The sequence below is a fragment of the Actinomycetota bacterium genome (assembly GCA_035540895.1).
Taxonomy (GTDB): Bacteria; Actinomycetota; JAICYB01; order JAICYB01; family JAICYB01; genus DATLFR01.
Genome location: DATLFR010000002.1, coordinates 1 through 12600, shown reverse-complemented (window position 1 = coordinate 12600; position 12600 = coordinate 1). Strand labels below are relative to the sequence as shown.

Below are 12600 nucleotides of genomic sequence, written 5' to 3'. Positions count from 1 at the left end.
GTGGTGGGGGCGTCCGGTCCGGTCCTGCACGCGGGTGCGCCAGATGGCGACCGCGACCGCCGCGGCCGCCCCCGCCCCTAGGGCCCCGACGAAGGCTCCCGCTCCAGGCCGCGCGCTGACCCACGGGATCCACAGCCCGCTGTTGGCCATGACGAGCCCGGGCAGCTCGATCGGGTCGGTGACAGGCGGCAGCCGGAGGGTGACCGCCTTGAACATGAACAGGATCAGGATCAGCACGGGGATGTTGCGGAAGGTCTCGACGTAGAGGGACGCGCCCCGGCGCACCAGCCAGTTCGTCGAGAGCCGGGCCACGCCGACGACCAGTCCGAGGACCGTGGCCAGCAGTATCCCCACGCCGGACACCAGGGCCGTGTTGCGCACCCCGACCAGGACCGCGCTCCACACCGACTCCCGCGACGAGAAGGCGCTCCCCGAGACCCGGAACCCCGCCGGACGGGACAGGAACCCGTAGTTGGGGGTGATGCCCTGCCGGCGCAGGTTCGTCACGAGGTTCAGGTAGAGCCAGTACAGGAGCAGGCCGACCAGGGCGAGGAAGACCGCCTGTCCGGCGATCCGCAGGACGCGGACGTCGCGCCAGAAGGGCGGGCCGACCGGTGTCCTGGTGTCAGCCACCGGTCGGCCCCACTCCTGGAGATCCGTCTTCTACCTGTAGGGGGGTCCGTACAGGAGGCCGCCGCGGGTCCAGAGGTCGTTCGGTCCGCGCTCCAACCCAAGCGGCGTGTTCGGTCCGACCGTCCTCTCGTATATCTCCCCGTAGTTCCCGACCTGCTTGATCACCTGGTACGCGAAGTCGTCGGGGAGTCCGAGGCCCGGGTTGAAAGTGCTGCCCTCCTCGGTGCGGAAGGTCCCGAGCAGCCTCTGGACGTCGGGGTCCTGCGACTGCCTCATCTGGTCGACGTTGGCCTGCGTGATCCCGTGCTCCTCGGCGAGGATGGTCGCGATCACCGTCCAGTTCACGGCGTCGTACCAACGAGCGTCCCCGTCGCGGACGACCGGTCCGAGCGGCTCCTTGGACATGGTGAGGTCCAGGATGCGCAGCGCCCCTGGACCGCCCTCGGTCTCCGGCCACGCGGATCGGATGCCGGCGAGCTGGGACCTGTCCGACGTCCAGCCCTCGCAGCGACGCTGGATGAAGGCGGGCTGGATAGCCTCGTTCGTCTCGAGCGAGATCGGCTCGTACTCGATGCCGCGCGCCTGGAACTGCGTCTCGAGGTTCAGCTCGGTCGTCGTACCGCTCAGGACGCAGATGTTGGTGCCCCGCATGTCCTCGAGGCTCTGGAACGGGCTGTCGGCCCGGACCATCATCCCCTGGCCGTCGTAGAAGGTGGTCGCCGCGAACGCGGCCCCCTCCGTCCCGTCACGGGTCGCCGTCCAGGTCGTGTTGCGGATCAGCACGTCGACCTGCTGCCCCTGCAGGGCGGTGAACCGCTGCTCGGACGTGAGCGACCGGAACTCGACGTTGCCGGCGTCGCCGGTGACGGCCGCCGCCACCGCGCGGCAGAACTCGATGTCGAACCCCGAGTAGTTGCCGGCCTCGTCGACGAAGCCGAACCCGGGGACCTCGTCGTTGACGCCGCACCGAACCTGCCCCCGGTCGGTGATCGTCTGCAGGAGGTTCCCGCCTCCTCCGTCGCCCCCGTCGCCGCCCTCGTCGGCCGGACACCCGGTCGCGACGAGAGCCAGGACGAGGAGCGGACCCATGAGCCTCAGGCGTCGTGCGAGCACGGCACCCCTCCCTCCGTATCGACGGCTCCTGCGGTCGAGTCTAGTCAGGGCCTCGTCACGCGCGGAGGACGAGGCCGCGATAGGCGTCCACGAACCCCGCCTCGCGCAGCCGGTCGGCCGCGGGGTGGCTGTGCGCGGCGTCCCCGTCGATGCGCTGGATCTCGAGGCGTCGCACCCGGCCGTCCTTCACGAAGCGCACGAGCGCATCGACCCAGACCCTAGGGTCGCTGCCCTCGAAGGTGACGAGCGACCTGGCTCCCCGTTCGAGGTAGGCGGCCGGGCTCCCGTCGTGGAGGACGACGAACGCCCCCGCCGTGCGGGCGGGACGGCCCGCCGAGTCCGGCCACGGGAGCGCCGCGCCGTACGGCTGAGCCGGGTCGGTCGCGGCGAGCAGGAGGGTGACCGGCTCGTCCGCGGGCTCCCGCATGGCGCGCAGCCGGTCGACCGCGCCCGGCAGGGCGAACTGGGCGGCTCCCAGCCCGCCCACGAAGTAGCCGCGCCTCACGCGTCCCGACTCCTCGAGCATCCGCAGCACCCCGTAGACACCCGAGAACCCGCCGGGCGCGTTCTCGGCCAGCACGGCCTCGCGCACGAGCACACCGTGGCGGTCGAGCAGCTGGAGGGCGCGGGCGTGAGCCCGCTCGGTGGGGGCGGCCTCGGGCTGGGTGAGCGAGGAGACGAGCGACCAGCGCCCGGCCGCGGAGGGCGGTCCGAGCCGGGTCAGCCGCCCCGGACGGGGCCGCCCCTTCTGGACGGCGCGGGGTCGGCCGGCGACGAGGGCGCGCACGGGAGCCAGCGTGTCGTTCGTGACCTCGCCCGCCCAGACCAGGTCCCACAGCGCGGCCAGCACGGTCTGCTCGTCGGGGTGTTCCGCCGCGTTCAGCAGGTCCAGCCAGAAGGACGCGCCGCGCGCACGCAGGTGGTCGCGGATCGCGTCGTGGACGGGTCCGGACGGCGGTTCCTCCACCGGGGGAGGCGCCAGCAGCCGCACCTGGTCGCGGAAGTAGAGCGAGAGCCGTCCGTCACTGGACCCCAGGCCCCCCGCTCCCACCCACACGACGGAGCCGGACGCGCAGAGCGCGTCGAGGTCGGCCGGACGGTACGCGCGCACCCGCGATGGGAGGACATCCGCCTCGAGCGAGGAGGCGGGGATGGCCGCGCCCTGCAGCTGGGCCACCGCCTCGACCAGCGCGTCCGGACCCTGCCGCGCGTCTCCCATGCCGTGCCAGGCGGGTAGGAACCGGCCCAGCACGCTCGCCTCGACCGGCTCGATCTCACGGCGCAGGACCGCGAGCGACCGCCGACGCAGCGACCTGAGGACACCGGTGTCGCACCACTCCGTCTCGCTGCCGCCCGGACGGAACGCACCCCTCACGACCCGGCCGTCGGCCTCGAGGGTCTCCAGGGCTCTCCTCGTGCGCTCGACGGGAGCCCCGAGCCGCGACGCCACGTCGGTGGTGACGAACGGTCCGTGCGTGCGCGCGTACCTGCCGACGAGGTCCACCAGGGGCTCATCGACCGACTCGGTGAACGCGGCCGGGAGCCCGAGCGGCAGGCTGGTGCCGAGAGCGTCGCGCAGGCGCGCGGCGTCCTCGGCGGCGGCGATCCGCGGCTCCCCCGCCACCGAGACCTCGATCGCGCGCCGCTCGGCGAGGAGCTGCTGGAGCCACCCGGCCGGGTCGGCGGCGCTGCGCGCGTCGAGCTCGGCCCGCGTCAGGTCGCCCAGGCGTCGTAGGAGGTCGTGCAGCTCGTCGACGTCGCGCACCTGCCGCTCGGGAGCCAGGGCCTGCAGCTCCAGCTCGAGGGAGGCCAGCGCGTCGGCGTCGATCAGCTCGCGCAGCTCCTCCGACCCGAGCAGCTCCCGGAGGAGCTCCCGGTCCAGGGCGAGGGCGGCCGCCCGCTGCTCGGCCAGGGGGGTGTCCCCCTCGTACATGTAGACGGCGATCCAGCCGAAGAGGAGCGACTGCGCGAAGGGGGAGGCGGTCGCGGTGTCCGCCCAGACCACCCTGACCCGTCTGGCCCGCACGTCGGCGAGCACCTCGCGCAGGGCCGGGAGGTCGAAGACGTCGCGCAGGCACTCACGCGTCGCCTCGAGCAGGATCGGGAACGACGGGTACCGCGACGCCACGGATAGCAGGTCGGCCGCCCGCTGACGCTGCTGCCACAGCGGCGTCCGTTTGCCTGGGTCGCGGCGGGGGAGCAGCAGCGCGCGAGCGGCCGCCTCCCGGAACCGCGACGAGAAGAGCGCCGTCATGGGCAGCTGGGACGTGACGAGCTCGTCCGCCTCCTCGGGGGGCGGGATCAGGTCGTCGACCGGGAGGGTATCCACCGACTCCGGGAGCCGGAGGACGATCCCGTCGTCGGACCACAGCACCTGCACCTGCCCGAGCCGCTCGACGAGCCGCGCCTCGAGCGCCATCGCCCACGGGGCGTGCACCCGCGCGCCGAAGGGCGAGAGGATGCAGATGCGCCAATCGCCGATCTCGTCGCGGAACCGCTCGACGACGATCGTGCGGTCGTCGGGGACGGCTCCCGTAGCTTCGGCCTGCTCGGCCAGGTACTGGGCGAGGTTGCGCGCCGCCAGCTCGTCGAGGCTGTACTCATCGCGCAGCGCGCGCTCTGGGTCGGCGCTCTCGCGCAGCTCCCGGACCATCGCTCCGAGCGCCCGGCCGAGCTCGAGGGGCCGGCCCGGCCCGTCCCCCTTCCAGAAGGGCATCTTGGCGGGCTCCCCGGGGGCCGGGGTCACCACGACCCGGTCGCGGGTGATGTCCTCTATCCGCCACGTGGTCGCTCCGAGCACGAAGGTCTCGCCAGGACGCGACTCGTACACCATCTCCTCGTCCAGCTCGCCGACCCGGGAGCCGTCCGGCAGGAAGACGCCGAACAGGCCGCGGTCCGGGATCGTGCCTCCGCTCGTCACCGCGAGTCGGTGGGCGCCCGGCCGGGCCCGGACGACCTGGGTCCTGCGGTCCCAGACGATCCGGGGACGCAGCTCGGCGAACTCCGTCGACGGGTAGCGTCCGGACAGCAGGTCCAGCACCGAGGAGAGGACGTCGTCCGTGAGATCTGCGAACGGCGCGGCCTGGCGGACGAGACGGGCCAGGTCCGCCACGCTCCACTCGTCCATCGCCGCCATCGCCACGATCTGCTGGGCCAGCACGTCGAGGGGGTTGCGCGGGTAGCGCGTCTCCTCTATCGCGCCCTCCTCCATGCGCTTGACGACGACGGCCGCCTCTAGGAGGTCGCCGCGGTACTTCGGGAAGACCTTGCCGCGGCTCGGCTCCCCGACCGAGTGCCCGGCGCGTCCGATCCGCTGGAGCCCCCTCGCCACCGAGCCGGGCGACTCGACCTGGATCACGAGATCCACTGCCCCCATGTCGATGCCCAGCTCGAGGGAGGAGGTCGCGACGAGCGCGCGCAATCGCCCCGACTTCAGCTCGTCCTCTATCTGGAGCCGCTGCTCCCGCGCGATGGACCCGTGGTGCGCCTTCACGAGCTCCTCGCCGGCCAGCTCGTTCAGCCGCGCCGCCAGCCGCTCGGCCATCCGCCGCGCGTTGCAGAAGACGATCGTGGACCGGTGGTCGCGGATGAGGCTGAGCAGCTCGGGATCGATGGACGGCCAGATGCTGCGGCGCGCCGGACCGGCCGACGCCGGCCCGCTGGCCGGCTCGGGCAGCTCCTCGCCGAGCTTGGACATGTCCTCCACGGGCACGACGACGGTGACGTCGAGCTGCTTGCGCATCCCGGCGTCGACGATCGTCACCGGCCGCGGCTCCCCGTCCGTGCGACCTCCCATGAACCGGGCGATCTCCTCCAAGGGGCGCTGGGTCGCCGAGAGCCCGATGCGCTGGACCGGCTCTCCCACCCAGTGGTCCAGCCGCTCGAGCGAGAGCATCAGGTGGGAGCCGCGCTTCGTGGCGGCCACGGCGTGGATCTCGTCGACGATCACCCAGCGCACGCTCCGCAGGGTCTCGCGCGCCTGCGATGTGAGCATCAGGTAGAGCGACTCCGGGGTGGTGATCAGCACATCGGGCGGCGCCTTCGTGAGCGCTCTCCGCTCGGAGGGGGACGTGTCCCCGGTCCGTACGCCCACGGTGGGCTCGTGGACGGTCATCCCGAGCCTCTCGGCAGCGAGCGAGATGCCGCGTAGGGGGGCCCTCAGGTTCTTCTCGATGTCCACGGCCAGTGCGCGCAGGGGCGAGACGTACAGGACGCGGCAACGCTCCGCGTCCGGGGGGACGGGATCGACGGCCAGCCTGTCGAGCGCCCACAGGAACGCAGCGAGCGTCTTCCCCGAGCCGGTCGGCGCGCAGATCAGCGTGTGCTGTCCGGTCGCGATGGCCGGCCACCCGCGCTCCTGAGCGGGCGTGGGGGAGCCGAAGGTGGTCCTGAACCACTCCGCGGTGGGTGTCGAGAACATGCGCTCACGTTATCGCCGGTCGATCGTGGTGGGGTGCTGGGACGCGTGTGGTTCGATGGTCGTATGGTCCCCGACCGAGAGGCCGTGCAGGACTACCTGCGATACCTGGAAGGTCCCCGCCGCGCATCGGCACATACGGTGACCGCGTACCGCAACGACCTGGACGACCTCCTCGGGTTCTGCGAGCGCCGGGGGACGCCGCTGCGCGAGGTCGATCACCGGGTGCTGCGGTCCTGGCTCGCGTCCCTCGAGATTCGGGGCCTGTCCCGGTCGACGGTCCGGCGTCGGGCGGCGGCGGCACGCGGCCTGTTCCGGCACATGCAGCGCAACGGCCAGGTGACGTCGAACCCGGCCGAGCTCCTCTCGCTGCCGAAGGCGAAGACTCGGCTCCCGCGGGTCCTGCGGCAGGGCGAGGTAGGGGCGATCCTGGAACACACGGAGGAACGGGTCGGGGGCGGCGGACCCCCGCCCCCGGAGGCATGGCGCGACCTGGCCCTCGTCGAACTGCTCTACGACGCGGGTCTGCGCGCGGGGGAGGCGTGCGCCCTGGACGTCGACGACGTCGACCTCGACTCGGGCTGGGTGCGGGTGGAGCACGGGAAGGGCAACCGGACCCGGGTGGTCCCCCTGGCCGCCCCGGCCTCGTCGGCTCTCCAGGCCTACCTGAGGCACGGCCGGACCGACCTGGCCTCCCGCGGGACCGCGCCGGGGGCCGCCGTCTTCCTCAACGCCCGCGGCAAGAGGATGACGACGCGCGACGTCCGAAGGGTGCTCGAACGACTCGGCAACGCGGCGCTGGGGTCGCGTCCGGTCTGGCCGCACCTGCTGCGCCACTCCTTCGCCACCCACCTGCTCGAGGGCGGGGCCGACCTGCGCAGCGTGCAGGAGCTGCTCGGTCACGCCGACGTGGGGAGCACGCAGGTGTACACGCACGTGAGCGCGGAGCGTCTGCGGTCGGTCTACGATGCAAGTCACCCTCGTGCCTGAGATGGAGCAACGACCCGACGGCGCCTACCTGCAGGAGGTGTGGCGCTCGTACAAGGAGGACGGCTCCCTCGACGCGCGCGACCGCCTGATCCTGCACTACTCGCCGCTCGTGAAGTTCGTCGCCGGACGCGTGGGAGCCGGGCTCCCGAGCACCGTCGAGACCGCCGACCTCGTCTCGTACGGGATCCTGGGCCTGATCGACGCGCTGGCCAAGTTCGAGGTCGACCGCGGCATCAAGTTCGAGACGTACGCGATCCCGCGCATCCGAGGGGCGATCCTGGACGAGCTGCGCGCCCTCGACTGGGTCCCCCGCTCCGTGCGCTCGAAGGCTCGGGAGCTGCAGCGCGCCATGGGGAAGCTGGAGGCGGAGCTCCGCCGGACCCCCGAGGACGAGGAGCTTGCCCGCGAGCTCGGCATCGGCGTGGACGAGCTCCATGACCGTCTGGACGAGGTGGCGACGGTCTCGGTCGTCGCCCTGGAGGAGCTGCTTACCGTGGGCGGCGAGCGCGGAGAGCGCGTCTCCCTCCTGGACACCCTCCCGGACCTGCGGACGGAGTCGCCCGGGGAGCGCATGGAGGCGGACGAGGCGCGGGAGGCGCTGCTGGAGGCGATCCAGGGCCTCCGCGAACGCGAGAGGTGGGTCATCGCGCTCTACTACTTCGAGGGGATGACCCTCGCGCAGATAGGACAGACCCTGGGCGTCACCGAGTCCCGGGTCAGCCAGATCCACTCGAAGGCGGTCCTGTCCCTGCGCAACCGTCTCGGCGGCGACGTCCTGCGCGCCGCACCCTCCCGCGGACGGCTGCAGCGCCGCTGACCTGATAGGCTGCTGGGCGGCACCCGCTCTCGAGGGGTGACTACACACGCCCGGCGTCTTCCGGTGGAACCGCCGGCCGGGCGGAGGAGCAACCGGAAGGAGGAACGACCATGCCGCCAGTCAGCATGCGGCAGCTCTTGGAGGCCGGGGTCCACTTCGGCCACCAGACGCGCCGGTGGAACCCGAAGATGAAGAGGTTCATCTTCGCCGAGCGCAACGGCATCTACATCATCGACCTCGAGCAGACGATCCAGCTCCTCGAGGACGCGTACAACTTCGTGCGGGACCGGGCCGCGGCGGGCGGGACGATCCTGTTCGTAGGCACGAAGAAGCAGGCCCAGGACTCGGTGCGCAAGTTCGCGGAGTCGTGCGGCATGCCCTACGTCAACACCCGGTGGCTCGGCGGGATGCTGACGAACTTCCAGACGATGAAGAAGAGGATCGAGCGCCTGCAGCAGCTCCAGGACTACGAGGAGCAGGGCATCTTCGACACCATGTCGAAGAAGGAGATCCTACGCCTGCGCCACGAGCGGGAGAAGCTCGAGAAGAACCTCTACGGCGTGCGCGAGATGGGCAAGCTCCCCGACGCGGTCTTCGTCATCGACACCCGCAAGGAGCAGATCGCCGTGCAGGAGGCGCGCCGGCTTGGGATCTCGATCGTCGCGCTCGTGGACACCAACTGCGACCCCGACGAGGTCGACCTCGTGATCCCGGGCAACGACGACGCGATCCGTTCCGCCCACCTGCTCTGCCGGGTCATGGCCGACGCCGTCATGGAGGGCCGTGCCCAGCTCCCGTCGCAGGTCTTCGAGCCGGACGTGCCCGAGGAGGAACCCGAGGTCGCGCTCGAGCCGGACACCGAGGCCGCGCCGATCGCGGGCGGCGAGAACGACGAGGAGAAGTGATGGCCGAGATCAGCGCAGCCGACGTCAAGAAGCTCCGCGACGCCACGGGCGCCGGGATGATGGACTGCAAGAAGGCGCTGCAGGAGGCGGACGGCGACATCGAGAAGGCGCGGGTCATCCTGCGCGAGAAGGGTCTCGCCGACGCCGCCAAGCGGAAGGGACGCGAGGCCAGCGAGGGCCTCGTCCACGCCTACCTGCACGCGCCGACCCCCGGGATCCCCCCGAAGGTCGGCGTCCTGTTGGAGCTGACCTGCGAGACCGACTTCGTGGCCAAGACCGACGACTTCAAGACCCTGGCCCAGGACATCGCGCTCCACATCGCGGCGGCGAAGCCTCAGTGGCTCACCTCCGAGGAGGTGCCCGAGGACGTCCTGACCACGGAGCGGGAGCTGGCCGCGAAGAAGGTGGAGGGCAAGCCGGAGAACGTGGTCCAGAAGGCGACCGAGGGCGCGGTGAAGAAGTTCCTCGCCCAGGAGGTCCTCCTCGAGCAGAAGTGGATCCGGGACGAGAAGCAGACCATCCGGGAGCTGATCGACTCGTTCGCCGGCAAGATCGGCGAGAACATCTCGGTCCGCCGCTTCGTCCGATACCAGGTCGCCGAGTCGCTCGACTGAGCCCGTGAAGACGGAGAGCGCGCCCGACCGGACGGCAGGTGACGGTCCGTCGCGGTACCGCCGTGTGCTCCTGAAGCTGTCCGGCGAGTCGTTCGCTCCCGGCGAGGGACAGGGCGTCGACCTGGAGACGATCCACCGGATCGCGGGTGAGCTAGCCGAGGTCCTGCGGTCCGGGGTCGAGATCGCGGTCGTCGTGGGCGGAGGCAACATCTTCCGCGGCAACGCCGGCGAGGCGCGCGGGATGGACCGGGCGACCGCCGACTACATGGGCATGCTCGCCACGGTCATCAACGCCCTCGCGCTGCGCGACGCGCTCCAGCAGCAGGACGTCGAGACGCGCGTGCAGACGGCCATCTGGATGCAGGAGGTGGCCGAGCCCTTCATCCGGGGGAAGGCCCTCAGACACCTCGAGAAGGGCCGGGTGGTCATCTTCGCGGCTGGGACCGGCAACCCCTACTTCTCGACGGACACCACCGCCGCCCTGCGAGCGCTCGAGGTGGGGGCCGAGGCGATCCTGATGGGCAAGCGCGTGGACGGGGTCTACGACTCCGACCCGATGACTAACCCCGATGCCGTCTTCCTGCCGAACCTCACCTACATGCAGGTCCTCGAGCGCGACCTGAAGGTGATGGACGCGACGGCCATCGCCCTGTGCAAGGACTACGGGATCCCGATCCACGTCTTCAACCTCCTCGGCTCGGGCAACATCAAGCGCGTGGTCGAGGGAGCCGAGATCGGGACGATCGTCCGCTGACGTCAGGAGGCTGAGCGATGTCGACGCCGGAAGCCCAGCAGGTCCTCAAGGAGGCAGACCGCAAGATGGACGGGGCTGTCAAGGTGTGCCAGGACGACCTCGCCGCCATCCGCACCGGACGAGCCTCCCCCGCGCTCGTCGAGCGGATCACGATCGACTACTACGGCACCCCGACCCCCCTGAACCAGCTCGCGCAGCTCAACACCCCGGAGGCCCGGCTCCTGGTGATCCAGCCCTACGACAAGAGCACGATCCCGTCCATCGAGAAGGCGGTCATGCAGTCCGACCTGGGGGTGACCCCTTCCAACGACGGGAGCGTCATCAGGCTCCCGTTCCCAGCGCTGACCGAGGATCGCCGCAAGGACCTGGTGAAGGTCGCGCACAAGCGGGCCGAGGACGGGCGGGTCGCCGTGCGCAACGTCCGCCGCCACGCCAAGGACGAGCTCGAGAAGATGTCGAAGGACGGGACGATCTCCCAGGACGAGCTGCACCGGGCCGAGAAGCAGCTCCAGCAGGAGACCGACAGCCACGTCAAGCGGATCGACGAGATGCTCGCCACCAAGGAGCAGGAGCTCTCCGAGGTCTGACCTATGGACGCCGCCCCGCAGCCGCCCGGGGCGGCGGCAGCAGCCGACCGGCCCAGGTCGCTCAAGGCGGCCGTGGGGTTCGGGATCGTCCTCGCGGTCGTCGTCATCGCGTCGCTGCTGATCAGTCCGCTCACCTTCTTCCTGTTCGCGGCCGTCGTCCTGCTCGTTGCCCAGGCCGAGCTCTACGCGGTGCTGAAGGCATCCGGGTACGCGCCCGCCGCGATGCTCGGGCTCGTGTGTGGAGCGGTCCTCCTCGCCTCTACCTACGTGTGGGGCCCCCTCGCGCTCGCCCTGTCGCTCACCCTCCCCGTCCCGCTGCTGCTCGTCTGGGCCGTCACCGTCCCGGTCGAGCGGGTCCGGTCCACGATCGCGTCCACCTACCTCGGCGTGGTCTACGGGCCCTTCCTGGCCGGCTTCGCCGTCCTGCTCCTGCGTGAGGAGCACGGGCGCGCGCTGATAGTCGCGTTCGTCGGGATGACGGCCGTCCTCGACTCGGGCGCCTACCTCGTCGGGCGCAAGCTGGGCCGCCACCGCATGGCGCCGCGCACGAGCCCGAAGAAGTCGTGGGAGGGGTTCCTGGGGGGTTCGCTCATAACGGTGGGTCTGTCCGCGCTGGTCCTGCCGCTCTTCGAGCCCTTCGACGTGAGCCTGGCCGTCCGGCTCGCCATCGTGATGTCGCTCGTCTCCCCGATGGGGGACCTGGCCGAGTCGCTCGTGAAACGCGACCTGGGGGTGAAGGACATGGGCACGCTGCTCCCGGGACACGGCGGCGCCTTCGACCGTGTGGACTCGATCGTGTACAGCGCTCCCGTGGCCTACTTCGTTCTCGTGACCCTCGGGTGGGCCCAGTGACCACGGTCACCGTCCTCGGCTCGACCGGGTCGGTCGGGACGCAGGCGCTGGACGTCGTCCGGGCCTGCCCCGACCGGTTCACGGTGGCCGCCGTCGCGGCCAACACCGACGTCGACGCGGTGGCCGCCCAGATGGACGAGTTCGAGGTGAGGGTGGCGGCGATGTCCGACGAGGGGGCGGCGGCTGCGCTGCGGGAGCGGGTCCCGGGAGCCGAGGTGCTGTCCGGACCCGAGGGGCTCGTCGAACTCGCTTCCCGCGGGTCGGACGTCGTCCTCAACGCGGTGCTCGGCGCGGTGGGGCTGAGGGCGACGCTCACCGCGCTCGACTCCGGACGCCTGGTGGCGCTCGCCAACAAGGAGTCCTGCGTCGCCGGGGGGCCGCTCGTCCGGGCCCGGCTCGAGTCGGGAGCCCGGCTCGTCCCCGTCGACTCGGAGCATGCGGCCGTGCACATGTGTCTGGTCGGAGAGGACCCGGCCGGCGTGCGCGAGATCGTCCTCACCGCTTCGGGCGGGCCCTTCCGAGGCCGGACCGACCTGGAGGGCATCACCCCAGAAGACGCCCTGGCCCACCCCACCTGGTCGATGGGACCGAAGATCACCGTCGACTCGGCCACCTTGATGAACAAGGGGCTCGAGGTGATCGAGGCTCACGTGCTCTTCGGCGCCCCCTACGACGACATCGATGTGGTCGTGCACCCGCAGTCGGTCGTCCACTGCCTGGTGGGCTTCGCGGACGGGTCGTGGAAGGCCTCGATGTCCCCCCCGGACATGCGCGTCCCGATCGCGTACGCGCTCGGCGGAGGGGAGCGGCCGGATTGGGGAGCCGAACGCACCGACTGGACCTCGATGCGCGACCTCACCTTCGAGCCGGTCGACCGAGCCACCTTCCGCTGCCTGGACCTCGCCTACGAGGCGGGAC

Annotated in this window: 11 protein-coding genes; 8 read left to right on the top strand and 3 right to left on the bottom strand. The window is 71.3% G+C overall.

Annotated features, from left to right (window positions below):
• The 3 genes from VM840_00080 to VM840_00070 all read right to left on the bottom strand — a co-directional run.
• Positions 1-633, bottom strand: a 633-nt coding sequence (locus VM840_00080) for an ABC transporter permease subunit (GenBank protein ID HVL79970.1), incomplete at its 3' end; no start/stop codon positions are given.
• A 30-nt stretch (positions 634-663) separates the two neighbouring features.
• A complete protein-coding gene (locus VM840_00075) occupies positions 664-1746 on the bottom strand; it encodes an amino acid ABC transporter substrate-binding protein (GenBank protein HVL79969.1) in 1083 nt (360 codons plus the stop codon).
• Between the two features lie 55 nt (positions 1747-1801).
• On the bottom strand, positions 1802-6166 hold the full coding sequence (locus VM840_00070) for a DEAD/DEAH box helicase (GenBank protein HVL79968.1): 4365 nt from the start codon (positions 6164-6166) through the stop codon (positions 1802-1804).
• Positions 6167-6229: 63 nt separating this feature from the next.
• Here VM840_00070 and VM840_00065 point away from each other — a divergent pair, with 63 nt between their 5' ends.
• The 8 genes from VM840_00065 to dxr form a co-directional block, all read left to right on the top strand.
• Entirely contained in the window at positions 6230-7153 is a 924-nt protein-coding gene (locus tag VM840_00065) for a tyrosine recombinase (GenBank protein ID HVL79967.1), read from the top strand.
• Position 7154: 1 nt separating this feature from the next.
• Positions 7155-7970, top strand: coding sequence for an RNA polymerase sigma factor WhiG (gene whiG, locus VM840_00060; GenBank protein HVL79966.1), 816 nt, complete (start codon positions 7155-7157; stop codon positions 7968-7970).
• A 110-nt stretch (positions 7971-8080) separates the two neighbouring features.
• Positions 8081-8875 carry a 30S ribosomal protein S2 gene (rpsB, locus tag VM840_00055; protein ID HVL79965.1) on the top strand — a complete coding sequence of 265 codons (795 nt, stop codon included), beginning with the start codon at positions 8081-8083 and terminating at the stop codon, positions 8873-8875.
• Positions 8875-9489 carry a translation elongation factor Ts gene (gene tsf, locus VM840_00050; GenBank protein ID HVL79964.1) on the top strand — a complete coding sequence of 205 codons (615 nt, stop codon included), beginning with the start codon at positions 8875-8877 and terminating at the stop codon, positions 9487-9489. The genes rpsB and tsf overlap by 1 nt, the downstream gene beginning before the upstream one ends.
• Positions 9490-9493: 4 nt before the next feature.
• Positions 9494-10243, top strand: coding sequence for a UMP kinase (gene pyrH, locus VM840_00045; GenBank protein ID HVL79963.1), 750 nt, complete (start codon positions 9494-9496; stop codon positions 10241-10243).
• 17 nt (positions 10244-10260) lie between these two features.
• Complete coding sequence (gene frr, locus VM840_00040) at positions 10261-10830, top strand: ribosome recycling factor (GenBank protein ID HVL79962.1); 570 nt, start codon at positions 10261-10263, stop codon at positions 10828-10830.
• 3 nt (positions 10831-10833) lie between these two features.
• Positions 10834-11682, top strand: a complete 849-nt coding sequence (locus VM840_00035; GenBank protein HVL79961.1) for a phosphatidate cytidylyltransferase — start codon at positions 10834-10836, stop codon at positions 11680-11682.
• Positions 11679-12600, top strand: a 922-nt coding sequence (gene dxr / locus VM840_00030) for a 1-deoxy-D-xylulose-5-phosphate reductoisomerase (protein HVL79960.1), incomplete at its 3' end; no start/stop codon positions are given. The genes VM840_00035 and dxr, both read left to right, overlap by 4 nt.

Bases quoted from the DNA above. Each gene is read 5' to 3' on its own strand.
- tsf (HVL79964.1), top strand. From the start codon at position 8,875: ATGGCCGAGATCAGCGCAGCCGACGTCAAGAAGCTCCGCGACGCCACG.
- rpsB (HVL79965.1), top strand. From the start codon at position 8,081: ATGCCGCCAGTCAGCATGCGGCAGCTCTTGGAGGCCGGGGTCCACTTC.
- VM840_00035 (HVL79961.1), top strand. From the start codon at position 10,834: ATGGACGCCGCCCCGCAGCCGCCCGGGGCGGCGGCAGCAGCCGACCGG.
- VM840_00065 (HVL79967.1), top strand. From the start codon at position 6,230: ATGGTCCCCGACCGAGAGGCCGTGCAGGACTACCTGCGATACCTGGAA.
- VM840_00070 (HVL79968.1), bottom strand. From the start codon at position 6,166: ATGTTCTCGACACCCACCGCGGAGTGGTTCAGGACCACCTTCGGCTCC.
- frr (HVL79962.1), top strand. From the start codon at position 10,261: ATGTCGACGCCGGAAGCCCAGCAGGTCCTCAAGGAGGCAGACCGCAAG.
- whiG (HVL79966.1), top strand. From the start codon at position 7,155: ATGGAGCAACGACCCGACGGCGCCTACCTGCAGGAGGTGTGGCGCTCG.